Origin of the sequence: Streptomyces sp. BBFR25, assembly GCF_044590125.1 — a bacterium.
Taxonomy (GTDB): domain Bacteria; phylum Actinomycetota; class Actinomycetes; order Streptomycetales; family Streptomycetaceae; genus Streptomyces; species Streptomyces canus_D.
The window spans coordinates 2434970-2461780 of sequence record NZ_CP172447.1 but is presented as its reverse complement, the minus strand read 5'-3'; the positions used below and the strand labels follow the sequence as shown (position 1 = coordinate 2461780).

Sequence of the window (26811 nt, the reverse complement as noted above, 5' to 3'; positions counted from 1 at the left end):
CCGGCTACACCACCGCGCCCCGCCCCGGATCGTCGTCGTCCTCGTCGCCCGTCCGCATCCGCACGACCAGGGTGGCGAAGCCGCCGAGGAAGCCGCCGATGCTCAGCGTCGTCAGCCACCAGGTCATGTCCCAGCCGAGCACCACCGCCAGCAGGAGCAGCACCGGGCCGCCGAGCACGCCCAGCCAGGCGAACTTCGCTGTGGGGTCGGCGTCGGGCAGCGGGGGCGGCTCGGGCGGTACGAAGTGGCCCTCGTCCTCCGCGTCGAAGTCGTCGTCGGACGGCTCGGCGGGCGTGTGGTCGCGGGGCCCGACGCCGGGCGCGAAGGCTACGGAGCTGCCCAGCGGCCGGTCCGAGGCGGGCCGGTCCGCCGAGGGCTTCTCGTCGTTCACCTCCGGTTCGAGCAGCGCCAGGTCCTCGACCGACTTGAACGGCTTGGCGCCCGGCGGGTCCGGGGGCTCCTCCCCGTACCCGGCGACGATCGCGGCCCAGGCGGCGTCCTCGTCGAAGGACCCCTTGTCCCGCGCCTCGGGACCGCCGTCCGCCACGGGCTCCCGTCCCTCGCGGTGCTCCCGCTCCAGGTCCCGCTCCTCGCGCTCCTCGCGGTCCTCGCGGTCGGAGTCGTGCTCAGCCACCTGCGGCCGTCCCTTCCTTGCCGAGACCGGACTCCGGTTCCCCGACGGAACCGGGCGCGAGCCGGCCGATGAACGCGACGCTCTCAGCGAAGATCCGGTCCGCATCGTGGTCCAACGTCGCCACGTGGTAGCTCTGTTCCAACAGGATCTCCGTCACGTCCGTCGACGACACCCGGCCCAGGATCCGCGCCGAGTCGGCCGGCGGCACCACGTGGTCCTGCGGACTGCGCAGCAACAGCAGCGGCTGGGTCACCTGCGGCAGGTCGCCGTCGGCGAGACGGAAGAAGGCGCGCAGCGAGTGCGCCGAGTGCAGCGGCACCCTGTCGTACCCCAGCTCCGTGCTGAGCGGCTTGGCGATGTCGCTGGCGATGCCCTTCGTCGCGGGCACCAGGTGGCGCAGGACCGGAAGGGCGTGCTGGGCGACGCCGTGCATCCGGTTCGCCGGGTTGACCACGACGACGCCCGACACCGCGTCCCCGTGCTTGGCGGCGAGCCGCAGCGCCAGCGCGCCGCCCATGGACAGCCCGGCCACGAAGACCCGCGCACAGCGCTCGCGCAGGACGCGCAGCTCGCGGTCCACCTCCGCGTACCAGTCCTGCCAGCCGGTGACCTGCAGGTCCTGCCAGCGGGTGCCGTGCCCGGGCAGCAGCGGCAGCGCCACGGTCAGACCGCGGGCCGCCAGGTACTCGGCCCAGGGCCGCAGCGACTGCGGGGAACCGGTGAAACCGTGACAGAGAAGGACGCCGACCTCACCGCCCTCGTGGCGGTACGGCTCGGCTCCGGGCAGGACCGACACGTCTCGGTCTCCTGTCGTCAGGGATACTTCGCGGGCCTTTCACCGTACGCGACCGCGCTGACACCGACCAGGGCCGTCGGGGCCATTGACGGTGTCCCGGGTTAAGGTCTGAGCCACGGACACGGGAGGCACTGGGTTGTTGTACGGCGCGATGAAGGTCACCATCGGGGGGTCGCTGAAGCTAGCCTTCCGGCCCTGGGTGGAGGGCCTGGAGTACATCCCGGACGACGGCCCGGCCATTCTGGCGAGCAACCACCTGTCGTTCTCCGACTCGTTCTTCCTGCCCGCCGTCCTCGACCGCAAGGTGACCTTCATCGCCAAGGCCGAGTACTTCAACACCCCCGGGGTCAAGGGCCGGCTGACCGCCGCCTTCTTCAAGGGGGTCGGCCAGCTCCCCGTGGACCGCTCCGGCGCGCGCGGTGCGGGGGAGGCCGCCATCAAGAGCGGCACAGAGGTCCTGGAGCGCGGCGAGCTGTTCGGCATCTACCCCGAGGGCACGCGCTCCCCGGACGGCCGCCTCTACCGCGGCAAGCCGGGCGGCCTCGCGCGCGTGGCGCTCGCCACCGGCGCGCCCGTCATCCCGGTCGCCATGATCGACACCGAGAAGATCCAGCCGCCCGGCCAGGTGATGCCGAAGCTGATGCGGCCCGGCATCCGCATCGGCAAGCCGCTGGACTTCTCCCGCTACCAGGGCATGGAGCACGACCGCTTCGTGCTCCGCGCGGTGACCGACGAGGTCATGTACGAGATCATGAAGCTCTCCGGCCAGGAGTACGTCGACATGTACGCGACCGCCATGAAGCGGCAGCTCACGGAGGCGGCCAAGGCCGAGAAGGCGGCCAAGGCGGAGAAGGCCGAGAAGGCGGCCAAGGCAGAGAAGGACCGGGCCAGGACGTAGGCCCGGGAAAGGCCCGGGAAGGGGGGACATGGCCAGGCGCGAGAGAGTCATGAGGATGTCGGTCGAGCAGCCGCTGTGGCGCGCGCTCGCCGGCTACCGCTTGCTCACCATGCTGTACGCGATCGGCTTCTTCACCACCGCCTACTCCGGCTTCGCCCGCCCCTGGCTCGCCGTCGCCTACTACGCGGTCCTCCTCGTCTGGACCCTGGCCACCCTCCCCAAGGTCGCGAACGCCGCGAGCTGCACCAAGCGGTTCCTCGCCGCCGACCTCACCGTCGCGCTGGCCGGCATCCTGCTCACGCCCCTCGCCGACGCCCACGAACGCGTCATGGACGGCGGACCGACCCTGCCGTCGATATGGACCGCCGGTTCCGTGCTCGCCTTCGCCATCAAGGGCGGCTGGCGCTGGGCCGCCGTGGCCTCCACCCTCGTCGCCGTCGCCAACCTGGTCGAACGCGGCACCCCGGCCCGGGACACCGTCCACAACGTCATCCTCGTCTGGGTCGCCTCCATCGCCATCGGCTACGTCGTCGAGGTCGCCCGCGCCTCCGAGCGCACCCTCGCGCGCGCCCTGGAGATCGAGGCGGCGACCAGGGAACGCGAGCGGCTCGCCCGGGACATCCACGACAGCGTCCTCCAGGTGCTGGCGATGGTGCAGCGCCGCGGCGCCGTCATCGGCGGCGAGGCGGCCGAGCTGGGCCGACTGGCCGGTGAGCAGGAGGTGGCCCTGCGCACCCTGGTCTCCGGCGGCCTGGTGCCCGTCTCCCGCGTGTCGGAGGACGCCGCCGAGGGCGCGGTCGTCCGGGTGGTCGAGGAACCGGAGGGGGCGGACCCGGGCGGCCCCGTCGATCTGCGCGCCCTGCTCGCGCCGTACGCCGGTTCCCTGGTGAACCTCGCCGAACCGGGCGCCCCGGTCCTCCTGGCCCCGGCCGCCGCGCGGGAGCTGGCCGCCGCCGTGGGCGCCGCGCTGGACAACGTCCGCCGACACGTCGGTGCGCAGGCGCGTGCGTGGATCCTGGTGGAGGACGAAGCGGACGAGGTGATCGTCACCGTCCGCGACGAGGGGCCCGGCATCCCGGACGGGCGGCTCGCCGAGGCCGAGGGCGAGGGACGGCTCGGGGTGGCCCTGTCGATCCGCGGCAGGCTGCGCGACCTCGGCGGCACGGCCGAGCTGATCTCGGTGCCCGGACAGGGCACGGAGGTCGAACTGAGGGCACCGAAGAAGACCGTCGGTACCACCGCACGGGGGAAGGCAGCGGACCATGAGTGAACGACCGGACCTTGAACGACCGGACCTTGAACGACGGGCCCCTGAACGGCAGGACCCTGAGCGGCGGGACTCCGAGCGCCAGGACGCGATCAAGGTCATGGTGGTCGACGACCACCCGATGTGGCGCGACGCGGTCGCCCGGGACCTGGCCGAGTCCGGCTTCGACGTGGTCGCCACCGCGAGCGACGGCGACCAGGCGGTGCGCCGCGCCCGCGCCGCCGCCCCCGACGTCCTCGTGCTCGACCTCAACCTGCCCGGCAAGCCCGGCGTCCAGGTCTGCAAGGAGGTCGTCGGCGCCGACCCGCGGCTGCGCGTGCTCGTGCTCTCGGCGAGCGGCGAGCACGCCGACGTCCTTGAGGCGGTCAAGTCCGGCGCGACCGGCTACCTGCTGAAGTCGGCCTCCACCGAGGAACTGCGGGACGCGGTGCGCCGCACGGCCGCAGGTGACCCGGTGTTCACCCCGGGCCTCGCCGGACTGGTCCTCGGCGAGTACCGCCGCCTCGCCTCCGAACCCGCCCCCGCCGCGGGCACCGACGACCCCGGAGCGCCCCGGCTCACCGACCGGGAGACCGAGGTGCTGCGCCTGGTCGCCAAGGGCCTGAGCTACAAGCAGATCGCCGAACGCCTCGTCATCTCCCACCGCACCGTGCAGAACCACGTCCAGAACACCCTCGGCAAGCTCCAGCTGCACAACCGGGTGGAGCTGGTGCGGTACGCGATAGAACGGGGTCTGGACGACGCGTGACCCGCGCGGGACAGTGGAGTGGCCTCAACCACCCACTGTGGCAAGGGGATCACGCGATGAAGGTCGGAGTACTGACCGGCGGCGGTGACTGCCCCGGGCTCAACGCCGTCATCCGGGCCGTCGTCCGCAAAGGCGTCCAGGAGTACGGCTACGAGTTCACCGGCTTCCGGGACGGCTGGCGCGGCCCCCTGGAGGGCGACACCGTCCCGCTCGACATCCCGGCCGTCCGCGGCATCCTGCCCCGCGGCGGCACCGTCCTCGGCTCCTCGCGCACCAACCCGCTCCAGCAGCGGGGCGGCATCCGGCGCATCAAGGACAACCTCGCCGCACTCGGCGTCGAGGCGCTCATCACCATCGGCGGCGAGGACACCCTCGGCGTCGCCACCCGCCTCGCGGACGAGTACGGCGTGCCCTGCGTCGGCGTGCCCAAGACCATCGACAACGACCTGTCCGCCACCGACTACACCTTCGGCTTCGACACCGCCGTCGGCATCGCCACCGAGGCCATCGACCGGCTGCACACCACCGCCGAGTCCCACATGCGCGTCCTGGTCGTCGAGGTCATGGGCCGGCACGCCGGCTGGATCGCGCTGCACTCGGGCCTGGCCGGCGGCGCCAACGTCATCCTCATCCCCGAGCAGCGCTTCGACGTCGAGCAGGTGTGCTCCTGGGTGACCTCCCGGTTCCGGGCGTCCTACGCCCCGATCGTGGTCGTAGCCGAGGGGGCGATGCCGCGCGACGGCGATCTGGTCCTCAAGGACGAGTCCCTGGACTCCTACGGGCACGTCCGGCTGTCCGGGGTCGGCGAGTGGCTGGCCAAGCAGATCGAGAAGCGCACCGGCAAGGAGGCCCGCACCACCGTCCTCGGGCACGTCCAGCGCGGCGGCACACCCAGCGCCTTCGACCGCTGGCTCGCCACCCTCCCCCACTGCCTGAACGGCGTGGGGGGACCCCCACCGGCCCGCACGCCATCGACTGCGTCCGCGACGGGGACTTCGGCAAGATGGTCGCCCTGCGCGGCACGGACATCGTCCGGGTCCCGATCGCCGAGGCCACGGCCCGCCTGAAGACGGTCGACACCGCGCTGTACGAGGAGGTCGGCGTGTTCTTCGGCTGACGTCCGGCGAACGGCCCGCTGACCGGCGACGGCGGGCTCGGGGTCGTATATTCGGCCCGGAGCCCACCAGGACGGGAGCGGTCGTGGAGATCCTTGCCTTCGGCGTGCAGGCCGACGAGAAGCCCCTCATCGAGCGGGCCTTCCGCGACCAGGAGGAGGTCCGCTGCCTGGACGTCTTCCTCAACGAGGACACCGCCCCCATCGCGGCCGGCCACGAGATCGTCTCCACGTCCGTCAACGCCGACCTGGGCGCGGCCGTCCTGGAGATCCTCGCGGCCGGCGGCACCCGGATGGTGGCCCAGCGCTCCACCGGCTTCAACAACGTCGACCTGGACACGGCCGAGCGGCTCGGCATGACCGTGGCCCGGGTGTCGTCCTACTCGCCGTACTCGGTCGCCGAGTTCGCCTGGGCCCTCGCCATGGCCGTCAACCGGCGGATCGTGCGCGCCTCCATCCGCACCCGCGACTTCGACTTCCGCCTCGACGGATTGATGGGCCGGGACCTGCACGGCCGCACCGCCGGAGTCCTCGGCACCGGGAAGATCGGCGAGGCCTTCGCCCGGATCGCCCACGGCTTCGGCATGCGCCTGCTCGGCTGGGACGTCGCCGAGAACCCGGCCTGTGTGGAACTCGGCATGCGCTACGTCCCGAAGGACGAGCTGCTCGCCCGCGCCGACCTGATCACCCTGCACGTCCCGCTGATGGCCGAGACCCGGCACCTGATCGACGCCACCGCCCTGAAGGCGATGCGCGACGACGCCATTCTCATCAACTCCAGCCGCGGCGGCCTGATCGACAGCGCGGCCCTCGTCGGCGAGCTGCGCGCGGGCCGCTTCGCGGGCGTGGGCCTGGACGTCTACGAGGCCGAGGCGGGCCTGTTCTTCCTCGACAAGTCCCTGGAGGCCGTCGAGGACGACACCCTGGCCCGCCTCGTCACCTTCCCGAACGTCCTGGTCACCTCGCACCAGGCGTACTACACCGAGGACGCCGTCGGCCAGATCGTCGACGCGACGGTGCGCAACGTCCTCGACTACCGGGAGGGCCGCCGCTCGGAGAACGTGCTGGTGCCGCGCAGCTGACCGGCCAGCTCCCGCACGACCGCCGTGCCGTTCAGCGTCAGCACCGACTCGGGGTGGAACTGGACGCCCGCGAAACCCGGCCCGCGCAGCGCGTGCACCTCGCCGTTCGCGGCCCGGCTCACCTCGATGCCGTGCGCGGCCAGCTCGGCCGCCGCCGCGTCGTCGCAACGCGCGGTGAAGCTGTTGTAGAAGCCGACCGTCTCCGGCCGCCCGAACAGGTCGATCCGCGTCTGCGCACCCTGGTGAGGCACCTCCTTGCGGACGATGTCCAGACCCAGCTCCGCCGCGATCAGCTCGTGCCCGAGGCAGACGCCGAGGACGCCGTTCCGGTTCGCCCGGAGCACCTCGGCGGTCAGGGACCGCAGGAAGCGCATCTTCGGGTCGGCCGGGTCCGAGGGATCACCGGGGCCAGGCCCCAGCACCACCGGGCCGCCCCCGTGCCCGAGCACCGCCTCGCGCAGGCCCGGCTCGTCGTAGCGCCGCACGCTCACCGCGAGCCCCGACGAGCGCAGCACGTGCGCGAGCATCGCCGTGAAGGTGTCCTCCGCGTCGACGACCAGGGCGTGCCCGGTCAGCGCGGCCGACGGCTCCTGCATCCGCAGCCAGAACGGGGCCAGCGAGGCGCGGCGCCCGTCCAGCGCGGCCCGCACCCGGGGATCGTCCGCCAGTCCCGGCCGCCCGGCCTCCGCACGCGGCCGGGACGGACGTACGCCCAGCGCCGCCAGCACTCCGGCCGCCTTGGCGTGGGTCTCCGCGACCTCGCCCGCCGGGGCCGAGCCGCGCACCAGGGTGGCGCCGACCGGCACCCGCAGCCGCCCGTCGGCGTCGATGTCGGCGGTACGGATCAGGATGGGGGAGTCGAGGGTCTGGGGACCGGCCGCCCCGCCCGGCCCGTCGCCGTCACCCGGGTCCCGCCCGAGCAGCGCCAGCGCGCCCGCGTAGTAGCCCCGGCCCCCGGCCTCGTGCCGCTCGATGACCCGGCAGGCGTTCTGCACCGGCGAGCCGGTGACCGTCGCCGCGAACATCGTCTCCCGCAGCACCTCCCGCACGTCCAGGGAGGACTTCCCGCGCAGCTCGTACTCGGTGTGCGCGAGGTGCGCCATCTCCTTGAGCCGCGGCCCGACGACCACCCCGCCCATGTCGCCGACGGTGCACATCATCTTCAGTTCCTCGTCGACGACCATCGACAGCTCCTCGATCTCCTTGCCGTCGGCGAGGAAGTCCAGGAGGTGCTCGGGCGTCGGCCCCTCGGCGGGGTAGCGGTACGTGCCGCTGATCGGGTTCATGACGACCGTGCCCCCGGACATCCGGACGTGCACCTCCGGGCTGGCGCCCACCAGCGTCCGGTCCCCGGTGTGCACCACGAACGTCCAGTACGCGCCCCGCTCGCCCTCCAGGAGCCGCCGGAACAGCGCCAGCGCGTCGGCCCGCCCGAACCCGGGGATCCGCCCCTCGTAGGTCCGCCGGATCACGAAGTTGGCGCCCTCGCCCCGCCCGATCTCCTCGTCCAGGACCCGCCCGACGATCCGCGCGTACTCCTCGTCGCCGACGTCGAACCCGCCGCCCTCGACCCGGACCTCGTGCGCGGGCAGCCGGTCCAGTGCCTCGGCGAGCGGGATGCCGTACCGCTCCTCGGGGGTGAGCATCAGCAGCGGGGTGCCGTCGTCGCGGACGTCGAAGCCGCGCTCGCGGATCTGCCGGAAGGGGACGAGCGCCAGCCCCTCGTCGGGCAGATCGGCGAGGCGGTCGTACTCCGTGACCGGGCCGACCAGCAGCTCCACCAGGTCGTGGTCGTGGCCGGGGGCGCGGCGGCGCAGCAGGGCGAAGGGGCGGGGGTCGGTCAGGAGGCTGTCGAGCGGTGTCATGGGTCCGGGTCCTTCTCGGTTCGTCGGAGAGGAGGAACGGACCCGGGCTCGAAAACGCCGAAGGCCGCCCCTCGGGCGGCCTTCGCGGAGTCTTGTGTCGCGCGCAGTCAGTGGGCCGCCGGATGAGCGGTCCACCACCAGTTCTGGATCGAGTGCGCGAACATGCCGTCGACCCTAGCGCATCCGCGCCCGGGCCGACGGCGTTCACCTCAGATGATCATGCCGTACGTGTTCCAGCCGCCGCCGACCCTGGCGCGGGCCTTGAACGGCGCCGAGGCGCTGCCGGTGCCCTGGTAGAACCAGAGCACGCCGTCCTTGTCGCGGGCGATCAGGTCCGGCACTCCGTCGCGGTTCAGGTCGCTCGGACCGTTCAGCACGTCGTAGGCCGACCAGCCGCCGCCGACCCTGCCGCGGCCCTCGAACGGCGCCGCGGCGTTGCCGGTGCCCTTGTAGAGCCACAGGACACCGCTCTTGTCGCGGGCGATCAGGTCCGCCCTGCCGTCACCCGTGAGGTCGCCGGTGTCGGTCAGCGCGTTGTAGACGGACCAGCCGCCGCCGACCCTGGACTTGGTCTCGAAGGGCGCGGAGGTGTTGCCGGTGCCCTTGTAGAGCCAGAGCACGCCGCTCTTGTCGCGGGCGATCAGGTCCGGCCTGCCGTCACCCGTGAGGTCCCGGGCGCCGGTGATCGTGTCGTAGGCGGACCAGCCGCCGCCGACCCGGGCGCGGGCCGCGAAGGGCTCCGTCAGGTCGCCGCTGCCCTTGTAGTACCAGAGCACGCCGCTCTTGTCGCGGGCCACCACGTCGCCGGTGCCGTCGGCGCGCAGCGCCGTCATGGTCGTCACCGCGTTGTAGGTGTTCCAGCCGCCGCCGACGCGGAAACGGCTGTAGAACGGCGAGGACGCGCTGCCGGTGCCCTGGTACTGCCACAGCACGCCCGACGCGTCCCGGCCGAGGACGTCGTACCGGTCGGTGCCCGGGTCGGGCGCGGTGCCCTTGGCCAGCTGGACGTCGGTCGTGCGGACGTAGCCGACGCGGTGGTTGAAGCGGATCGGGTAGTACGTGGTGTTGCCCACGACCACCGTGCGCGAGCCCGCGCCCGAGCCGTCGATGTTGCCGCTGTTGTAGTACGAGCCCTTCATGGCGCCACCGGCCAGCGCGTACTGCTGCCCGGCCAGGACGCCGTACTTGGTCAGCGACTCGTTGTTCTTGCTCTGGACCGGCACTCCGGTGCCCGTGTACGCGCTGTCCTCGGGGTAGGCGCGCCCGTACACCGGGATCGAGCTGGCTCCCGCCTTGGGCGCGACCACGTCCGGGGTGCCGACGGGGGTGGCGAACTGGCCGCCGGGGTTGTGGAACCACGCCTTCTTGCCGCCGTACCAGACGGCCGTCCAGTCCTGCCGCGCCTCGGCGACCACGTACTCGCCGCCGGCCAGGACCTTGTTGCCCCAGTTCCAGCCCTCGGTCGAGGTCTGGCTGCCCAGGTACGGGTCGGTGAGGGTGGCCGAGGAGGTGGACGGCGAGGAGTACAGGTAGGTGAAGTTCGCCGGCTGCTTGGGGACCGAGGAGCCGCCGTTGGTGATCTTCGGCTGGTTGGCCGTGGTGAACGGCGGGACGACGCGGATCACCTGGCCGGCCTTGTACGGGCCGCCCGGGCCCTCGGCGCCGGTGGGGGCGCCCAGCAGGCCCATGTAGTGGTTCCAGTCCCAGAACGGGCCCGGGTCCCAGTGCTGGGTCTTCACGTTGCCGTCCAGGACGCCCGGGACCTCGTCGTGGCCGATGATGTGCTCACGGTCCAGCGGGATCTTGTACTTCCCGGCCAGGTACTTCACCAGCGCGGCCGAGGACTCGTACTGCGGCTCGGTGTACCAGCTGCCGTCCTTGATCGCGTAGCCCTCGTGCTCGATGCCGATCGAGTGCATGTTGAGGGTCTTGTTGGCCGCGTGCCACGCCTCGTTCTTGTTCTCGACCATCTGGCTGACCAGACCGTCGGAGGCACGGATGAGGTAGTGGGCGCTGGCGTACGACAGGGAGTTCTGGAAGACGCCCAGGGCGCTGCTGTAGCTGCCCTCGGTGTCGTGGATCACGATCGAGGTGATCTCGTGGCCGGCCGTGGGGCGGCTCGCGACGTTGTAGTTGCCCCAGTCGTCGATGGCGCCGTTCTGCTTGTAGGCGGCGGGACGGAAGTCGCAGTTCAGGCCGGACGGGCACTCGGGGGCCGGGGCGGCGGAGGCGGCGGCCAGCTCCAGGTCCGTCGTCTTCTGCGGCTTGACCGCCGGGTCGGCCGGGAGGCTGAGCGACTGGCCGTCGGCGGTGACGCGGCGCTCACCGGTCTTGATCGACTCGAACACGCGCTGGGCGAAGAGCTGCGCGCCCTTGGTGTCCGGGGCCTGGCTGGCGCGGGCCACCGCCGGGTACCAGGCGCCGGGGTCGGCGGGGAGCGAACCGGTCGCGTCCTCCTGGTACTTGGCCAGCAGCGCGGCGCCCGCCCGGATGCTCTCGCCGGTGTCGCTCCGCACCTTCTCGGCCGACGCGTCGATGAGGCCGGCCGCCTCGTCCAGGGTGTGCAGCCGCGGGTCGTCGGTGTCGACGGGCTCCTCGTCGAGGCTCTTGAGCGCCTTGTCGGCGTCGAAGTGCTTCTCGACGACCGGGTCGCCGCTGCGGTTCATGTGCTCGAGCCGGTGCTCGCGCTCCTCGGCGGCGCCGTCGTTCTCCAGGCTGTCCGCGTCGACGTCCGTCAGGCCCATGACGTTGTAGGCGCCGGTGGTGCTCGGCAGCCCGTCGTGGTCCTCCCAGCGCGTCTGCCGGTACGAGACCGCCATCAGCACGCTCTGCGGGACGTCGAACTCCTCGGCGGCCTGCTCGAACTCGCTCTGCAGCCGGGCCCCCGGGGCCGCGGCGGCCTGCGCCTGGTCCGAGCCGAGCAGGCCCGGCGAGGCCAGGGCCAGGCCACCGGCCGTGGCGGCGACGGCCACCGCCGAGGCGACGCCGTAGACGAGCAGTCTCTTCTTCTTGCGGTCTCTGCGGTGATCCGCGCTCAAAACCCCACCCCGGTGTGCGCTCGATATGAATATGTACGTGAGTTGTCGGTGATCCGAACTCAGGAGGCGCGTGAGGTTACCAACCCGACAGCGACGGCCCGCACCGGGGTCCCGTCTCACCTGTCGAGCCAGGCGAAGGCCGCGTGGCGTGACCCCGTAGGGTTGAGGGGTGACCGTGAACGCTAAGACCAGCCCGAGCGCTGGCAACACCTGGCGAGACCTGCCCGCGGCGCAGCAGCCCGAGTACCCCGACACCGAGGCTCTGCGCGCAGTGATCGCGGACCTCGAGTCGTATCCGCCGCTCGTCTTCGCGGGCGAGTGCGACCAGCTGCGCGCCCGGATGGCGGCCGTCGCCAAGGGAGAGGCGTTCCTCCTCCAGGGCGGCGACTGCGCCGAGGCCTTCGACGCGGTGTCCGCGGACCACATCCGCAACAAACTGAAGACCCTCCTCCAGATGGGCGCCGTTCTCACCTACGCCGCCTCCGTGCCCGTGGTGAAGGTCGGCCGGATCGCCGGGCAGTACTCCAAGCCGCGTTCCAAGCCGACCGAGACCCGTGACGGCGTGACCCTGCCGACCTACCGCGGCGACTCCGTCAACGGCTTCGACTTCACCGAGGCGGCCCGGATCCCGGACCCCGAGCGGCTCAAGCGCATGTACCACGCCTCGGCGTCCACGCTGAACCTGGTGCGCGCCTTCACCACCGGCGGTTACGCCGACCTGAGGCAGGTGCACGCCTGGAACCAGGACTTCGTGAAGTCGTCCCCCTCCGGCCAGCGCTACGAGCAGCTCGCCCGGGAGATCGACAACGCGCTGAACTTCATGCGGGCCTGCGGCACGGACCCGGCCGAGTTCCAGACCGTCGAGTTCTTCTCCTCGCACGAGGCGCTGCTGCTCGACTACGAGTCGGCCCTCACCCGCGTCGACTCGCGCACCGGGCAGCTGTACGACGTCTCCGGGCACATGGTGTGGATCGGTGAGCGCACCCGGCAGCTGGACCACGCGCACATCGAGTTCGCCTCGCGGATCCGCAACCCGATCGGCATCAAGCTCGGCCCGACGACGACGGCCGAGGAGGCGCTGCAGTACATCGAGCGTCTCGACCCCGAGCGCGAGCCCGGGCGGCTCACCTTCATCGTCCGGATGGGCGCGGACAAGATCCGCGACAGGCTCCCGGAGCTGGTGGAGAAGGTCACCGCGTCCGGCGCCACCGTCGCCTGGATCACCGACCCGATGCACGGCAACACCTACGAGGCGGCCTCCGGTCACAAGACCCGCCGCTTCGACGACGTGCTCGACGAGGTCAAGGGCTTCTTCGAGGTGCACAAGTCGCTCGGCACCCACCCGGGCGGCATCCACGTCGAGCTGACCGGCGACGACGTCACCGAGTGCGTGGGCGGCGGCGACGAGATCTTCGTCGACGACCTGCACCAGCGCTACGAGACGGCCTGCGACCCGCGGCTGAACCGCAGCCAGTCGCTCGACCTGGCGTTCCTGGTGGCGGAGATGTACCGGGACCAGTGACGGCCCGCCCCGGACGGGCGGTGGAAGTGAATGGGGCGCGGGTCACACACGATCCGCGCCCCCTCCACTTTTGCCGACCTTGCGCGATGGGTAAGGTTAGGTTTGCCTCACCGATCAGTCGGGCCCTCCGGTCGTCGGTACGGCACGACCTTGTATCCCGCCCGGGAGGTGAACCGCGTGTTCGTCTGCAGTTGCTTCGGTGTCACCGAGGAACAGGTGAAGTCTCACGCGGAGGCCGGCGCGTGCACGCCCCGGCAGATCGCCTCCGCCTGCAAGGCGGGCACCGACTGCGGTGGCTGCGTACGGCGCATCCAGGCCCTGCTCGGGCGCGGGGCCTGCCCCCGCCGGCAGCTGGCCGACCAGGGCGCCCCGGTCCTCGCGGAGCTTCCCGAGGCGGCCTGAGACCCGTGTCGGGTCAGAGCGAGCCCGGTCCGGACGGGTCCGGCTGGGTCTGCTCGATCACCGTCGACAGGTAGAGCGACTCGCCCAGCTTCTCGATCAGGTCGAGCTGGGTCTCCAGGTAGTCGATGTGGTGCTCCTCGTCGGCGAGGATCGCCTCGAAGACGTTGGCCGACGTGATGTCGTGCTTGGCCCGCATCACCTCGATGCCCCGGCGCAGCCGGTCGATCGCCTCCAGCTCGATCTCCCGGTCGGCCTGGAACATCTCGGTCACGCTCTGGCCGACCCGCACGTGGAAGAGCCGCTGGTAGTTCGGCAGGCCGTCCAGGAGCAGGATGCGGTCGGTGAGCACCTCGGCGTGGCGCATCTCGTCGAAGGACTCCGCGCGCGTGTACTTCGCGAGCTTGGTCCAGCCCTTGTGGTCCTGCAGCTTCGCGTGCAGGAAGTACTGGTTGATCGCCGTCAGCTCGGCGGTCAGCTGCTCATTGAGGAACTCGATGACTTCCGGGTCGCCCTGCATCGCTTGAGGCTCCTTCGAACGGGAACAGGCGTGTTGCGCGGCATGATTGCACCGGCGTCGAAGATCGTCCAGTAAGTGTTGACTTAGTAAGTAAGTACAGGCTTAGTCGGTTTGGTCGGTCTTGCTACGGTTTGCCCGAATGTAAGAGAGGTGGGTCCGGGGCATCGGTCCGGGTCTGTCAGGATGGAGGCATGGGTCAGCCGGTGGAAGACGGATCGGGAGAAGACGGTTCGCAAGGAGCGTCGCGGTTCGAGCTCCCGCCCGGGCAGCGGCTGCAGCGCGGCTGGCCCGTCACGCACTACGGACCGGTCCCCAAGTTCCGCCCCGAGCGCTGGGAGTTCCGGGTCTTCGGCGCCACCACCGGCGACGAGAAGCACGGCTGGACCCACGACGAGTTCACCGCCCTGCCCTACACCACGGTCGTCGCCGACCTGCACTGCGTCACGAAGTTCAGCATGCTCGGCGCCGAGTGGGGCGGCGTCCCGGCCGCCACGATCCTCCGGCTCGCCCCGCCCGCGCCCGACGTCACCCATGTGATGGTGTGGGCCGAGTACGGCTTCAGCTCCAACCTCCGGCTGTCCGACTTCGCCGCCGAGCGCACCCTCTTCGCCACCCACAAGGACGGCGAGCTGCTCACCGCCGAGCACGGCTTCCCGCTGCGGCTGGTCGTCCCGCACCTGTACGCCTGGAAGGGGCCGAAGTGGGTGCGCGGCATCGAGTACATGACCGCCGACCGGCGCGGCTTCTGGGAGGAGCGGGGCTACCACAACATCGGCGACCCCTGGCGGGAGCAGCGCTACTCCTACCAGGAGGAGCCCGGGGACGGCCCGGAGCTGTGACCCGCCGGGGACCGCTCGGTGCTCAGCCGTCGCGCAGCTTCTTCAGCCGCGCCACGTCCGCCGCGTGCCCCTCCTTGCCGCCCGGCGTCTCGATGACCAGCGGCACGCCCTCGGTCGCCGGGTGGGTCATCAGCGCGCGGAACGGGTCCTCGCCGATGTGACCGGCGCCGATGTTCTCGTGCCGGTCCTTGTGGGCTCCGGCCACGTCCTTGGAGTCGTTGGCGTGGATCAGCTTCAGCCGGCCCTCGCCGACGGTGTCCACCAGCAGGTCGAGGGTCTGGTGCATGCCGGAAGGACCGGTCAGGTCGTGCCCCGCCGCGAAGATGTGGCAGGTGTCCAGGCACACGCCCAGCTTCGGGTGGGCGTCCAGGGCCTCGAAGTACGGCCCGAAGTCCCAGGTCCGCGAGCACAGGGAGGCGCCCTGGCCCGCCGTCGACTCCAGCAGCAGGTACGGGTCGTCGTCGTGGGTCAGCTCGTCGAGCAGCGGCAGCAGGTGCTCGCGCACCTGCTTCAGCGCCACCGACCTCTCCCGTCCGCCGGTCGCGCTGCCGGTGTGCACCACCACGCCGAGCGCGCCGATCGCCCGTCCGCGCCGCAGCGAGTGCCGCAGCGAGTCCACCGAACGCTCCACGGTCGCCTCGGTGTGCGAGCCGAAGTTGATCAGGTACGGGGCGTGCACGTACGCCGGGACCGACCCGGCCGCGCAGGCCTCCCGGAAGGCCTCGTCCTGCTTCGGGTTGCCGGCCGGGGTGGCCCAGCCGCGCGGATTGGCGACGAAGACCTGCACGGTCTCCGCCTCCAGCTCACGGGCGTAGGACAGGCCGACGGAGTGCAGCCCGCCGGCCACGGGGACGTGGCCGCCGACGGGGTTGCGCGGCAGGGGGGAGGAGGATGCGGATGCGGTGCTCATGTCCGCACCAAGGATGCCAGGACGTGTGGGCGGACCCCGGATCAGGGTACGACTGCACCAGCGCACCGGCGCTGCCGAGCCAGGGGAGGGTGCACATGGGGGACGTCGTCAGCTTCGCGCTGCCGGACGGCGGCCGGGTCCTGGTCGAACCGGTCGACGAGGACGTCTACGGACTGCAGGAGATCTCGGTCAACGGAAGCACGGTCGTCCGGCGGGCCCAGGAGGGCCTCGGCGAGGCCCTCGACGGCATCCGGCGCATGGTCGCCGAGGCGCACACCCGCATGACGTCCCTCGACGTCGCCCCGCAACGGCTGGAGCTGGAGTTCGGGGTGAAGCTCAGCGGGGAAGCGGGGGCCGTCGTGGCCAAGGCGACGGGAGAGGCCCACCTGATCGTGCGTGCCGTGTGGGAAAGCTAGGCGGCGGTATGCCCGGAGGGCCGGGTGTCCGGATCCGGCCGCGGGGGAGCGAGGCCCTCTCCCGCACCGCACCCCGATCCGCCTACCATGCACGGGCGGCGGTGTGCCGCGGCGCGGGGCCGGATGCCGGACGTCCCGGACGCAGGAGGGGGCCGAGGCGTGGAAGAGACCACGGGGGTCGAGTGCGGACTGCCGGACATCGCCGCATGCACCGTCGACGAACTGCGCGCGCTTCCCGGTTCCGTACTCGCGGTGGCCCTGGAGCGGCTGCAGACGGAGGCCGCCCAGTCCCATGACGACGAATACACCAGCTGGCAGGCGAGCGCCTGACCCACCCGCGGTCGACGTCGCGGCCCTCCTCGACGAGGGCTGGCGGCCGGTCCCGCTGCGCCAGTTCGTCCTCAAGACCCGCAGCCGGTGCAACCTCGCCTGCGACTACTGCATCATCTACGAGCACGGCGACCGCACCTGGCGCCGCCAGCCCCGCGCCATGAGCCCCGCCACCCTGCGCCGCACCGCCGAGCGGATCGCGGAGCACGCGCGGCGCCACGGGCTGCGGCAGGTCCGGGTCGTGCTGCACGGGGGCGAGCCCCTGCTGGCCGGTCCCGAAGGGGTCGCCGAGGCCGTGCGCACCGTCCGGGAGACCGTCCGGGAGGCGGGCACCGAGACCGAGTTCACCGTCCAGACCAACGGCACGCTGCTCGACACCCGCATGCTGGACACGCTGGCCGAGCACCGGGTGCGGGTCGGCGTCAGCGTGGACGGCGACCGGGAGGCGCACGACGCCCACCGCCGCACCCGCGGGGGCCGGGGCTCCTACGACGACGTGATGGCGGGCCTGCGGCTGCTGTCCGGCTCCTACCCGCAGCTGTACGCGGGGCTGCTGTGCACCGTGGACGCGGCCAGGGAACCGGTCGCCGTCTACGAGTCGCTGCTGGCGACCCGGCCGCCGCTGATCGACTTCCTGCTGCCGCACGGCCACTGGGGCGCCCCGCCCCCGGCACCGGCCGGGACGTACGGGCGCTGGCTGGCCGCCGTCTTCGACCGCTGGGCCGACGCGCCGCGCAAGGAGACCTCCGTGCGGATCCTCGACGAGCTGCTGCACACCGTGCTCGGCGGGCACAGCAGGCTCGACTGGGTCGGCGTCACCAGCAGCGTCTCCGTGTTCGTCGAGGCCGACGGGTCCATCCACCAGAACGACACGCTGCGCACCGGACCCGACGGCGCCTCCGAGAGCGGCCTCGACGTCTTCCGGAACTCCTTCGACGAGGCCCTGCTGCACCCGGGATTCGCCGCCCGGCAGGCCGGGGAACGCGCCCTGTCCGCGCAGTGCCTGCGCTGCCCGGAGCTGTCCGTGTGCGGCGGCGGCGAGTACGGGCACCGCTACCGGCCGGGCTCCGGCTACCGCGCGCCCACCGTGTACTGCGCGGACCTGCTGCTGCTCATCGGGCACATCAGACGCCGGCTCGCAGCCACGGCGGCGCCGACGTGATCGGCCCGTACGTCCTGCCGGACGACGTCTTCGACGCCCTGGCCGCGGGGGAGGGCGGCCGGCCCGCGGTGCTCCTGCTGCGGCGCGCCCGGCGCAGCCGCAACCTCCTGCTGCTGCGCCGCGCCCTGGACGGACCGTGCGGCGGGGCCGCCGAAGCGGCCGCGGGCCTGCTGGCGGGTGTCGAACGCGTCGCCCCCGAGGCGGCCCGGTCGGTGATCGACGGCCCCGCCTTCGGCGCCTGGGCAGCCCGGACCCTGCGGGACTGCCCGGCGCACGGCCGGGGCGGATGCGCCGGGCGGGACCTCGCCGCCCTCACGGTCCTCGCGGCGGTACGGGCGGCCCACCCGGCCCGGATCACCGTGCCGGTGCGGGAAGGGCGGCTGGCGCTGCCCGGCCTCGGCACGGTCACCGGGCTCGGCGAGGCGCCCGAGGCCCTGGTCGTCGTCGAGGCGACGGCGGGTGCCGAGGGGACGCCGGGCACCTCGGCCGGGAACTGCCGCGTCCGGGTCCGTGTCCTGACCGCCGCCGGGGAACGCGTCCTGCCGCGCGACCCGTCCCGCCCGGGACACGGCTGGCAGCCCGTCGCCGTGCTCGACGCCCGGCACCGGGGGCTGACGCTCCGGCTGCCGCTGGAGACCGCCACGCCGGAGCTGCCCGCGCTGGAGACGGCCAGCGCCGGTCCCGCCGCCTGGCGGGAACTCCTGCGGCAGGCCTGGGAGCTGCTCGTCGAGAACCATCCGCGCCGGGCCGAGGAACTCGCGGCCGGGCTGAACGGCATCGTGCCCCTGCCCGCCCCGGCACGCGGCGTGGCCTCCGCCACCTCGCGGCACGCCTTCGGCACCGTGCTCACCTCCTGGCCGGCCGACCCCGAGCGGCTGGCGCTGACCCTGCTGCACGAGTTCCAGCACAGCAAACTCAGCGCCCTGACCGACCTGGTGACCCTGTACGAGCCCGGCGGCAGGCCGCGGCTGTACGCGCCCTGGCGGCCCGACCCGCGGCCCCCCGGCGGCCTGCTCCAGGGCATCTACGCCCACCTCGGCGACCTGGCGTTCTGGCAGGACCGCAGCGGCAGGCGGCACGGGCCCGCGCGGGCCGACGCGGCCTGGCGCCTGGCGCAGACCCGGGCGCACGTCGAGCGCGGCCTGACGGAGGCGGCGGCCCACGTCCGCCTCACCGACCTCGGTGCCCGCTTCCTCGAACGGCTCGCGCGGACCGTGCGGGACGCGGAAGGGGACGGTGGCGGGTGCGGTGGTGCGCGGCTCGCGCGGGCCGTCGCCCGGGTGCAGGCGGGCGACGAGGCCGTCTGGCGGCTGCGCTGGGCGGCTGCCGACGACGCCGGAACCGACCGGCTGGCCGCGCGGTGGCGGTCCGGCCGCCCGGCCGGACCCCTGCCCCCGCAGGACGTACGGGCGGCCACCGGCGCCGTGGCCGGGCCGGGACCGGAGTTCGGGCGGTGGGCGGCCCGGCAGCGGGGCGCCGAACGGGCCCGGTCCGCCCGGGAGGCCGCCGACGCGGTGCTCGCCGCGCCGCACCGGGCGCAGGGGTGGGCGGAACTCGCCGCGTCGGCCGCCGAGGAGGGACGGCCGGGCGCGGATCTGTTGCGCGCCCGCACCGAACTCGTCCGCGACCTCGTCCTACGGCTCACCGCACACCAAACGGCGACACCGCCCGGCACTCCATCGCCCCACCCACCCGACCCCCTGGCCCTGGCAGCCTGGCTGGCGGACACCGACCCCGATCCGGGTCCGCCTCCCGGTGACGGACTCGCGGTCCCGGCGGGGCCCGGCTCCGCGGAGGTGCCCAAGGGTCCCGCCGCCGGGGCCGGGACTGCGGCAGGCGGGGAGTCCGGAGCAGGCGGGGAGTCCGGTCAGAACACCGGTGTCTCGATGTCGCAGAACGCGCGCTCGCCCCTGGCGAAGACCTCGGCGACCGGGTAGTCCCGTCCCAGGGTCCCGGAGAAACGGGTCAGGACGTCGGCGAGGAGGGCCTCGGCCTCCTCGCCCCGTCCCAGCGCGCGCAGATCGTGCGCCAGGTTGCCGCCGCAGACCAGGGTCACCGGGTGATCCGGCCCGACGGTGGCCCGCAGCGCCTCCAGATGCCGGCCGTCCGCCTGCGCCGCCTCCTCGTGGCGGCCCGCCGCGTGCAGGTCGTTGGCGAGGTTGACGCCGCAGCGCAGCGTGCAGTTGTGCTCCGGACCGAAACGGGCCGCCAGCTTCTCGTACGCCGTCAGGTTCAGGGACAGCGCCCGCTCGTGCTCGCCCAGCGCGCTGAGGACCAGGGCGTGGTTCGTCTCGGTCATCGGCAGATAGGGATGGTCCGCGCCGAACAACTGCTCGTACCCGGCGACGGTCTGCGCGGCCAGCCGCTCGGCGTCCTCCAGTTCGCCGCGCAGCAGCAGGTCGATGGCGTAGTTGCCCACCGCCGCCAGCGTGTTGAGGTCGCCCTCGCCGTACCGCGCCCGGTAGCGCTCCACCGTCCGCGACGACCGGTCGTACGCCTCCTCGTAGGCGCCCATCGCGCGCAGCGAGACCGCGAGGTTCTTCGCCACGTCCAGGGTGGACGGGTGCTCGCGGCCCTGCCGGTCCCTCAGCTTCGGGTACAGCGTCCGCAGCGACTCGGTGGAGCCCCGGTAGTCGCCCAGCTCCCGCTGGTCGCGGGCGTAGTTGGCCGCCACCACGAGCGTCACGGGGTCGTCGGGGCCGAAGATGCGCACCCGCCGCTGGTAGGTGTCCGCGTCCAGCTCCAGCGCCTCCTGGAAACGGCCGAGCAGCCGCAGGTCCAGCGCGTGGTTGGCGGCCGACATCAGCGCCAGCGGGTAGTCCCGGCCGAAGCTCCTCGTCAGCCGCTCCAGGGTGTCGGCGTCCCGCTCCGTGGCCTGCTCGAAGTCGCCCAGCACCCGCAGGTCGGCCGCGTTGCTGTTGGCGATGGCCAAGGTCTCCTCGTGGTCCTCGCCGAACACGCGGCGGGCCCGCACCAGCAGTTGGGCGTTCAGCTCCCGGGCCTCGTCGAAACGGCCGAAGTTGCGGATCAGCGTGGCGTAGGAGCGGGTGGTGCGCATCGTCTGCGGATGGTCGTCGCCCAGCCGCTGCTGCCACTCCTTGCGGGCGAATTCGGCCAGTTCCGTGCCGCCGGTGTAGTCGCCGTGCAGGTACAGGTAGCGGATCTCGTTGATGACCAGGTCCCGCACCTCCCGGTGGTCGCACTCGACGGCCCGGGTGGGCCGGATGTGCGGCCGCAGCTCGGAGTAGCGGCGCCAGTTGTCGTTGTCCTCCGGCTCCTGCGGGTCGGCGGCGGCCAGCAGCACGTGGGTCAGGTGGTAGGTGTCCTCCTGCTCCTGCTCCGACATCTGGTTGAAGAGCACCGCCTGCACCAGCCGGTGCATCTGGAGGCTGTTGCTGCGGTGGTCGATCCGGGCGAGGGCGAGCCGGCCGATCTCCCGGGTGGCCAGGCCCAGTTCGACGGGATCGCGCAGCGCCTCCGCGAGCGGCGAGGGCAGCGGGGCGAACGCGGCACTGCGCAGCATGGCCCAGCTGATCGGCTCCGGGGCCATGCAGGAACACAGCCGCAGCAGTTGCACGGCCGCGGGACTGCGCCGCTCCAGGCGCTCCATCGCCAGGTTCCAGGTCGCCACCACGGAGTGCGGGTACCCCGAGGGCACGGAGGTGTCCAGCAGCCGGTCCGCGTGCTCGCGCAGCAGCTCCAGGTACTCGTCGACCGACATCGCCGTCTCCGCGTGCCAGGCACCGGCCTGCTCCACCGCGAGCGGCAGGTCGCCCAGCGCCTCCGCGAGGCGGGAGGCGTCCTGCGCGGGCATACCGGGCACCCGGCGCTGCAGGAAGCGGACCGACTCCTCGCGGGAGAAGACGTCCACCGAGACGGGGTGCGCGTGACCGGCCCAGCTCTGGTTGCGGGACGTGATCAGGATGTGCCCCTCGCCGGAGGGGAAGTACTCCTCCAGGTCCTCGGGCCGGTCGGCGTTGTCGAAGACCAAGAGATACCTGCGGTAGGGAGAGCCCCGGCGCAGCGCGTCGAGGACGAGCGGAAGCGCCTCGTCACCGCTGGGCCCGGCCTCCAGGCCCAGGTGCGGTGCGAGAGCGGCGATGGCGGAGCGGACCAGGGCGGGGTCCTCGGCGTTGATCCACCAGATCAGCTGGTACTGGGACTGGTAGCGGTAGATGTACTCCACGGCCAGCTGGGTCTTGCCCACGCCGCCGAGGCCGAAGAAGGCCTGCGGCACGATGGCCGCGCGACGGTCGGCCAGCCGGTCGTGCAACTGGGTGATCAGCTCGCTGCGCCCGGTGAAGTTGTGGTTGCGCGGCGGGATGCGCCGGCCCCACACCTGCGGCACGGTCTCCTCGAAACGCATCGGACGGGTGAGCGTCGGAAGCGCGCCCGTCGGAGCCGGCGCGGTCTTCGGAGGGCCGTTGACGCCGACCGGGTGAGAGGCGGACTCGGCCACGGATGGATCCCTTCCCGCTGCGTGCCGTGACTGTTCCCCCGTCGGCGCGGACGTCCCCCCGGCCCGGGTGCCGGGCCCGGCCGGACGGGGGCGGCCGGCGCCCGTTTCGATGGCTCCGCTGGTCGATGTGGTGTCAGTCACACCGTCATCGTATGGCGACTTTGCGTCACCATCGCCCCCGGGCCGCTGCTGCCGGGAGATGAGGTCCCGCAGCTCGCGCGCGCGGGCGGCGAAGCCGCCGCCCAGGGCGTCGGCGACCGCCGCGTCGACCTTGGCGAAGGGCAGGCTCTCGACGCTGATCCGGGAGGGCAGCCCGCGCGAGGGATCGGTCAGCGTCGCGTCGAACCGGTACGGCGCCGAGGAGTGCTCCGCCAGGTACCCCGACACGGCCGTCAGGACCCGGCGGCTCTCCTGCCGGTGCAGCGAGCCCAGCAGCAGCGACCGCACGGTCTCGGGAAAGTCGAACTCGGTCTGCTCGGCCGGGCGGGGCTGCGCCGGCACCGGGTGCAGCAGGCCGGACAGGAAGACCTCCGCCAGGTGCGAGGGGGTGGTGCGCGGCGCCATGACCTGCTGCACCAGGCGCATCACCGGCAGGAACAGCGGGGCGGCGGCGAGATATCCGGCCAGTTCGAAGGCCTGCGGCGAGGCCTCCGCGCGGAACGCCAGCACCCGGTCGAGGGGCGACAGCCGCTCGTCCCGCACCGAAGGCCCCGGACCACCCGGACCGGGGCCCTGCCCCTGCCCCTGCCCCTGCCCCTGCCCCTGCTCCGGACGCGGGACGGCGTCGGCCCGCACCGCGTACCCCTGGAACGGCGAGGACTCCGGGCGCGCGACCAGCCGCGCCCACATCTGCAGCGCCGCCGGGGCGAGTTCGACCACCGGCACCAGCAGCCCCGGTCGGTCGGCGTCCGCACGCAGGTCCGCGTTGGGGGCGCCGGGCCGGGAAGCCTTGAGCGCGACGGGGAGCGGCCGCAGCCCGGTGCGGTGCCACAGCCGCCGGTCGAGCGGCTGCACCAGCGCCGTCGGGCCGCCGCGCGCCCAGCGGGCCAGCAGCCGGTGCGCCGCGCCCGAGGCCCAGCCGGGGCCGATCGCGTCACTGAGGACCAGGACCGCGCCGCGCGGGGAGTGGTGCAGCCGCCCGTCCGCACCGGCGGAGCGCGGAGCGCCGCCGTCCGGCCACGGCGGCGGGGTGGTGCGCACCGTCACGGAGCCGCCCGGCAGGTGCTCGAGCCAGCGCACGGTGATCGAGCGGAAGGCCCCCACCCGGCGCAGCACCGCGCGCAGTTCGGCCACCGCGCCGTCCCACAGCACCATCGACTCGCCGGTGTCCACCACCAGGACGAGGTCCAGCCAGGGCTCCTCCGCCGGGACCAGCACCGGCTCCCAGACGTCGGTCTGGGCCGCCCGGTCGGCCGTCGCCTCCTCGTCCAGCCGGTGCCGGACGCTGGACGCGGCACGCCGCCGCAACGGCCGCAGGGCCTTGGCCAGCTCCGCCGTCCCGGCCAGCGGCCGCACCCCCGGTGAGCGCACCGGCAGCGCCGGTACGGGGGCGCCCGTACGACCCTCCGGCGCGCCCGTGCTCCGTACGTGCAGCCGGGGCGCCCCGGTACCCGGCGCGGCCCCATCGGCCCAGGAGTCGTCCGGCGCCGGGCCGGGCGGGTCCGCCGCCGGACGGGCACCGGGCCGGCGGCGCGGTGCGCCCGGCTCCAGCTGGCCCGCGATCCCGGACAGCCGGGGGGTGCCCGCCGCCGGACGAGCGGGCTCCGGGTCCTGGGGGGCGTGGGCCAGCCGCGCCGCGAGCCACAGGACCTCGGCGATCTCCCGGGCGTCCGGAGCGGGGCGCTCCGGCGGTTCGTACGGCATCAGGGCCCCGTCTCCAGGTGCCGCCACAGCGTGCGCAGCAGGTCCTGCCACTGCTCCGGGTCCTCGTCGGCGCCCGCCCGCGCCAGCTGGATGGCGCTCAGCAACTGGTCCACGGCGACGCTCCCGTTGCTCTGCTCCGCGAGGAACGCCTCCACCAGGGGCGCCGCCTCCTCCAACGCGTCGGCGCCCAGGTGCGCGGCGACGATCGCCGCCAGCCGGTCGGGTCCCGGCTGCTCGATGTCGTAGCGCAGGCAGCGCCGGGCGAAGGCGGCGGGGAACTCCCGCTCCTCGTTGGAGGTGATCACCACGAACGGGAAGGCCCAGCACTCCACCTCGCCGTCCGTCACCGGTGCGCTCTGCCCGTCCGCCGTCCGCACCGGCACGGTGCGCTGCTCCGGCGGCAGCCGCAGCAGCTCCTCCACGGTGAACCGGCCCTCCTCGAACACGGTGAGCAGGTCGTTGGGCAGGTCGATGTCGCTCTTGTCCAGTTCGTCGACGAGCAGGACCCGCGGCCGGCGGCGGGGCAGCAGCGCCGTGCCCAGCGGGCCGAGCCGCAGGAAGCGGCCGATGTCGCCGGTGCCGCCCCCGGTCTCCAGACCGGCCCGGCGCAGGTTGGCCTCGTGCAGCCGGCCGATGGCGTCATAGGCGTACAGGCCGTCCCGCAGCGTGCTGCGCGAGGTCACCGGCCAGTGCAGGACGGGGCCGAGGCCCAGCTCGTAGGCGACCGCGTGCGCGAGGGTGGACTTGCCGGTGCCCGGGCGCCCGGTCAGCAGCAGCGGGCGGCGCAGCAGCAGGGCCGCGTTCACCGCGTCGACCAGTCCGTGGTCCACCTGGAAGACCCGGCCCCGCCGGGTGTCCGCGGGCTGCGGGGGCACGGGCTCGTCCTGCGGCGGCATGCCCTGCTGCAGCGGGCGCCAGCTCGGCGGGTCGGGCAGCCGTTCGATGCCGTTGTGCGGGACACCGTCACCGCGGTAGATCCACCACGCCGGCGGCTGCGGGGCTGCGGGCTCGGTCACGACGAGGCACCTCCGGGAGCGGGAGCTGGTGGGGTCAGGGGCGTGTGCGGGGGCAGCCGGTCGAAGGGGTCCCACAGGAAGCCGAGCCGCAGACCGCCCCCGACCCGCGGCCGGGCCGCACCCGGCCGGGACGACCACTCCCCGCGGCGGGCCCGCAGCACCTCCCCGGGCAGCGCGCGTGCCCCGGCGGCCCGCAGCCGGTCGGGCAGGTCGGCGGCGACGGACGGCCCGTCCTGCTCGTCGTGCGCCCACACCAGGGCGGGCACCCCCGCGTCCAGGGCCGCGTCGAACTCGGCGTCGGGGGCGCGTCTGCGGGGCACCCGCGGCGGGAACCCGAGGATCAGGGCCAGTGGTCCGTCGTCCGCGTACAGGGCGGAGAACAGGGCCTCGTAGGACGAACCGTCCTGGTTCCGGGCGGGGACCACTGCGACCACGCCATCTCCGGAGAGTGCGGACAATGCCTTCATCCTGTCCCACTTCCGGGACCAGTTATGCCCCCAGTCGACCCATTCCGACGCGTTCTGGCGCTCGAGGCTGCGCACGGCGACGGGGTGTACGACCCCCAGACGCACCTCTGCGCCGCTCGGCGTCGTGATCGGCAGGCCGTCGACCGGCCGCCCCAGCAGCTCGCGGGGCAGGACGAACTCCACGAACAGGTCGGGGGAGTCGATGGCCTTCTCCCGGCGCATCCGGATGATCTCGTCCACCACGAGCCGCTCCAGCCGCCCCAGCCGCATGGCCTCGGTGTACTGCTGCACCGCCTCCCGCGGGGCGCCCTCGTGCTGCCGGAAGACATCGAGCAGGTAGTGCCGGCTCGGCGACGCGGGAGTGACGCGGAAGGTGGCGTACGTCCACCGGGTGCCCGCCCCGCCGGGGCGCACCCGGCGCTCCAGCAGCGGACCGGGGTCGACCGCCGGGGTGCAGTGCCCCGCCCGCCCGCGCACCCAGCGCGCCAGTTCCTGTCCGCGGGGCCCGGGGACCCGGCGGGACAGCGCGGCGACGAAGGTCAGCAGCGGCGGCACCGGCCGGCCCGCCTGGGCGATGTGCCGCAGGTCGTGCACGATGCCGAGGATGTCCTCGGGGGAGCCCTGCCAGGGGCGGCGCACCGGCCCGAGCGCGTCGTCGCGCAGCCCCACCAGACCGGGCATCGCGAGCCGGCCGTCGAGCAGCAGCCGGTAGAGGTCGTCCATGGCCTCGTCGTCGAACGGGCCGTCGTCCGGGTCCGGCGGCCCCGGCGCGGGCCCCGGCGCCGGACGGTCGCCGGACAGCGCCAGCGCCGCCCGTAACGGGGGCCAGTCGCGGGCCAGCCGCTCCAGCGGGATCATCCACGTCACGCCCGCCTCGGGCGACTTGTCGCGGAGCACGGCGAGCCCGGCGACGCGGGAGGTCACGGCGTCCCGGACCCCGCAGCCGCTGTAGCCGCGGGCCACCCGGCGGCCGGTGTCCGGCGCGTCGTTCAGCTGGATCAGCGCCGACTCCGGGCCGCCCCGACCGGCCATCAGGCAGTCCGCCCACACTCCGTGCGGCTGGCCCTGCGGATAGCCGTACACCTGCATGGGCCGCTTGGCGGCGTAGACGCCGGTGGAGAGATGGGCGTGCGAGGTGGGGAACCGGCCGCCCGCCTGCCCCAGGTCGCCGTGCAGGGTGAGCACCGCGACGTCCTCGTGGTGGCTGCCGCCCGTGTAGCGGTGCCCGCCGCCCGGGGAGCCGGTCAGTTTCAGCCCGCTGCTGAGGGTCACCGTGACGGTGGCGTGCGGGTCGTCCTCCAGGCGTCCGCCCATGGCCGACGTCACGACGTGGGCGCAGGTCAGCACATAGCGGGGCGGGACGATGACACCGCCGCCGACCGGGTTCCCGGCCGGGCCGAGGATGCTCACCTGCCAGTCGTCGGTGACGGCCGTCCGCACGACCGGTTCCGTCGCCAAGACGCCCT

21 protein-coding genes and 1 pseudogene are annotated in these 26811 nt (G+C 73.4%); 12 read left to right on the top strand and 10 right to left on the bottom strand.

Features of this window, described 5'->3' with window-relative positions; all coding sequences use genetic code 11:
- Nucleotides 1-4: 4 nt before the first annotated feature.
- Both ACGH52_RS11165 and ACGH52_RS11160 read right to left on the bottom strand, forming a co-directional pair.
- A complete protein-coding gene (locus ACGH52_RS11165) occupies nucleotides 5-634 on the bottom strand; it encodes a hypothetical protein (protein WP_121703882.1) in 630 nt (209 codons plus the stop codon).
- Nucleotides 627-1430, bottom strand: a complete 804-nt coding sequence (locus tag ACGH52_RS11160) for a carboxylesterase (RefSeq protein ID WP_076973936.1) — start codon at nucleotides 1428-1430, stop codon at nucleotides 627-629. The genes ACGH52_RS11165 and ACGH52_RS11160 overlap by 8 nt, the downstream gene beginning before the upstream one ends.
- A 151-nt stretch (nucleotides 1431-1581) precedes the next feature.
- Here ACGH52_RS11160 and ACGH52_RS11155 point away from each other — a divergent pair, with 151 nt between their 5' ends.
- From ACGH52_RS11155 to ACGH52_RS11135, 5 genes and pseudogenes are all read left to right on the top strand, one after another.
- Nucleotides 1582-2328, top strand: a complete 747-nt coding sequence (locus tag ACGH52_RS11155; protein ID WP_171987118.1) for a 1-acyl-sn-glycerol-3-phosphate acyltransferase — start codon at nucleotides 1582-1584, stop codon at nucleotides 2326-2328.
- A 28-nt stretch (nucleotides 2329-2356) separates the two neighbouring features.
- Nucleotides 2357-3598 (top strand): MacS family sensor histidine kinase, encoded by a 1242-nt coding sequence (gene macS / locus ACGH52_RS11150; protein ID WP_399938808.1) that lies wholly within the window; start codon nucleotides 2357-2359, stop codon nucleotides 3596-3598.
- Nucleotides 3599-3695: 97 nt separating this feature from the next.
- Nucleotides 3696-4343: a response regulator transcription factor gene (locus tag ACGH52_RS11145; RefSeq protein ID WP_052841441.1), complete on the top strand. Its 648-nt coding sequence runs from the start codon at nucleotides 3696-3698 to the stop codon at nucleotides 4341-4343.
- A gap of 56 nt (nucleotides 4344-4399) precedes the next feature.
- A pseudogene (locus ACGH52_RS11140) lies at nucleotides 4400-5460 on the top strand (6-phosphofructokinase).
- Between the two features lie 83 nt (nucleotides 5461-5543).
- The gene (locus ACGH52_RS11135; RefSeq protein ID WP_399938806.1) at nucleotides 5544-6539 is read left to right on the top strand and encodes a 2-hydroxyacid dehydrogenase; all 996 of its coding nucleotides are present in this window, start codon (nucleotides 5544-5546) and stop codon (nucleotides 6537-6539) included.
- On the opposite strand, the gene ACGH52_RS11130 is transcribed toward ACGH52_RS11135, so the two are convergent.
- The 3 genes from ACGH52_RS11130 to ACGH52_RS11120 form a co-directional block, all read right to left on the bottom strand.
- A complete protein-coding gene (locus ACGH52_RS11130; protein ID WP_399938804.1) occupies nucleotides 6491-8404 on the bottom strand; it encodes an anthranilate synthase family protein in 1914 nt (637 codons plus the stop codon). The genes ACGH52_RS11135 and ACGH52_RS11130 overlap by 49 nt on opposite strands.
- A 107-nt stretch (nucleotides 8405-8511) precedes the next feature.
- Nucleotides 8512-8568 carry a trp operon leader peptide gene (locus ACGH52_RS11125; protein ID WP_076973970.1) on the bottom strand — a complete coding sequence of 19 codons (57 nt, stop codon included), beginning with the start codon at nucleotides 8566-8568 and terminating at the stop codon, nucleotides 8512-8514.
- A 45-nt stretch (nucleotides 8569-8613) separates the two neighbouring features.
- Nucleotides 8614-11442: an N-acetylmuramoyl-L-alanine amidase gene (locus ACGH52_RS11120; protein ID WP_399938802.1), complete on the bottom strand. Its 2829-nt coding sequence runs from the start codon at nucleotides 11440-11442 to the stop codon at nucleotides 8614-8616.
- A 169-nt stretch (nucleotides 11443-11611) separates the two neighbouring features.
- Between ACGH52_RS11120 and ACGH52_RS11115 the strand changes: the two genes are divergently transcribed.
- Both ACGH52_RS11115 and ACGH52_RS11110 read left to right on the top strand, forming a co-directional pair.
- Entirely contained in the window at nucleotides 11612-12964 is a 1353-nt protein-coding gene (locus ACGH52_RS11115; protein WP_059299039.1) for a class II 3-deoxy-7-phosphoheptulonate synthase, read from the top strand.
- 168 nt (nucleotides 12965-13132) lie between these two features.
- The gene (locus ACGH52_RS11110; protein WP_030869393.1) at nucleotides 13133-13366 is read left to right on the top strand and encodes a bacterioferritin-associated ferredoxin; all 234 of its coding nucleotides are present in this window, start codon (nucleotides 13133-13135) and stop codon (nucleotides 13364-13366) included.
- Between the two features lie 13 nt (nucleotides 13367-13379).
- Here ACGH52_RS11110 and bfr read toward each other — a convergent pair whose 3' ends face one another.
- Nucleotides 13380-13883, bottom strand: coding sequence for a bacterioferritin (bfr, locus tag ACGH52_RS11105; RefSeq protein WP_007448529.1), 504 nt, complete (start codon nucleotides 13881-13883; stop codon nucleotides 13380-13382).
- A 191-nt stretch (nucleotides 13884-14074) separates the two neighbouring features.
- Between bfr and ACGH52_RS11100 the strand changes: the two genes are divergently transcribed.
- Nucleotides 14075-14722: a sulfite oxidase-like oxidoreductase gene (locus tag ACGH52_RS11100; RefSeq protein ID WP_059299040.1), complete on the top strand. Its 648-nt coding sequence runs from the start codon at nucleotides 14075-14077 to the stop codon at nucleotides 14720-14722.
- 22 nt (nucleotides 14723-14744) lie between these two features.
- Here the strand turns inward: ACGH52_RS11100 and ACGH52_RS11095 are convergent, their stop codons facing one another.
- A complete protein-coding gene (locus tag ACGH52_RS11095; RefSeq protein WP_121703876.1) occupies nucleotides 14745-15632 on the bottom strand; it encodes a deoxyribonuclease IV in 888 nt (295 codons plus the stop codon).
- A gap of 95 nt (nucleotides 15633-15727) precedes the next feature.
- On the opposite strand from ACGH52_RS11095, the gene ACGH52_RS11090 reads away from it, so the two are divergent.
- From ACGH52_RS11090 to ACGH52_RS11075, 4 genes are all read left to right on the top strand, one after another.
- Nucleotides 15728-16048, top strand: a complete 321-nt coding sequence (locus ACGH52_RS11090; protein ID WP_059299042.1) for a CU044_2847 family protein — start codon at nucleotides 15728-15730, stop codon at nucleotides 16046-16048.
- A 159-nt stretch (nucleotides 16049-16207) separates the two neighbouring features.
- Entirely contained in the window at nucleotides 16208-16378 is a 171-nt protein-coding gene (locus tag ACGH52_RS11085) for a hypothetical protein (protein ID WP_157901362.1), read from the top strand.
- The gene (locus tag ACGH52_RS11080) at nucleotides 16341-17540 is read left to right on the top strand and encodes an FxsB family cyclophane-forming radical SAM/SPASM peptide maturase (protein ID WP_399938799.1); all 1200 of its coding nucleotides are present in this window, start codon (nucleotides 16341-16343) and stop codon (nucleotides 17538-17540) included. The genes ACGH52_RS11085 and ACGH52_RS11080 overlap by 38 nt, the downstream gene beginning before the upstream one ends.
- Nucleotides 17537-19477 carry an aKG-HExxH-type peptide beta-hydroxylase gene (locus tag ACGH52_RS11075; RefSeq protein WP_399938797.1) on the top strand — a complete coding sequence of 647 codons (1941 nt, stop codon included), beginning with the start codon at nucleotides 17537-17539 and terminating at the stop codon, nucleotides 19475-19477. The genes ACGH52_RS11080 and ACGH52_RS11075 overlap by 4 nt, the downstream gene beginning before the upstream one ends.
- Here ACGH52_RS11075 and fxsT read toward each other — a convergent pair.
- Genes fxsT through ACGH52_RS11060 form a run of 3 tightly spaced genes read right to left on the bottom strand, consistent with a single transcriptional unit; the run spans nucleotide 19408 to nucleotide 26803 of the window.
- Nucleotides 19408-23862 (bottom strand): FxSxx-COOH system tetratricopeptide repeat protein, encoded by a 4455-nt coding sequence (fxsT, locus tag ACGH52_RS11070; protein ID WP_399938795.1) that lies wholly within the window; start codon nucleotides 23860-23862, stop codon nucleotides 19408-19410. The two genes, ACGH52_RS11075 and fxsT, sit on opposite strands and share 70 nt — an antisense overlap.
- Nucleotides 23862-24878, bottom strand: a complete 1017-nt coding sequence (locus tag ACGH52_RS11065) for a MoxR family ATPase (RefSeq protein WP_076973925.1) — start codon at nucleotides 24876-24878, stop codon at nucleotides 23862-23864. Before ACGH52_RS11065 ends, fxsT begins: the two co-directional genes overlap by 1 nt.
- Entirely contained in the window at nucleotides 24875-26803 is a 1929-nt protein-coding gene (locus ACGH52_RS11060) for a trypsin-like serine protease (RefSeq protein ID WP_399938794.1), read from the bottom strand. The genes ACGH52_RS11065 and ACGH52_RS11060 overlap by 4 nt, the downstream gene beginning before the upstream one ends.
- Between the last annotated feature and the right edge of the window lie 8 nt (nucleotides 26804-26811).

Coding starts and splice junctions, on each gene's coding strand:
- ACGH52_RS11155 (WP_171987118.1), top strand. CDS start 1,582: ATGAAGGTCACCATCGGGGGGTCGCTGAAGCTAGCCTTCCGGCCCTGG.
- macS (WP_399938808.1), top strand. CDS start 2,357: ATGGCCAGGCGCGAGAGAGTCATGAGGATGTCGGTCGAGCAGCCGCTG.
- ACGH52_RS11145 (WP_052841441.1), top strand. CDS start 3,696: ATGGTGGTCGACGACCACCCGATGTGGCGCGACGCGGTCGCCCGGGAC.
- ACGH52_RS11130 (WP_399938804.1), bottom strand. CDS start 8,404: ATGACACCGCTCGACAGCCTCCTGACCGACCCCCGCCCCTTCGCCCTG.
- bfr (WP_007448529.1), bottom strand. CDS start 13,883: ATGCAGGGCGACCCGGAAGTCATCGAGTTCCTCAATGAGCAGCTGACC.
- ACGH52_RS11100 (WP_059299040.1), top strand. CDS start 14,075: ATGGGTCAGCCGGTGGAAGACGGATCGGGAGAAGACGGTTCGCAAGGA.
- ACGH52_RS11095 (WP_121703876.1), bottom strand. CDS start 15,632: ATGAGCACCGCATCCGCATCCTCCTCCCCCCTGCCGCGCAACCCCGTC.
- ACGH52_RS11090 (WP_059299042.1), top strand. CDS start 15,728: ATGGGGGACGTCGTCAGCTTCGCGCTGCCGGACGGCGGCCGGGTCCTG.
- ACGH52_RS11080 (WP_399938799.1), top strand. CDS start 16,341: ATGACGACGAATACACCAGCTGGCAGGCGAGCGCCTGACCCACCCGCG.
- fxsT (WP_399938795.1), bottom strand. CDS start 23,862: ATGCCGTACGAACCGCCGGAGCGCCCCGCTCCGGACGCCCGGGAGATC.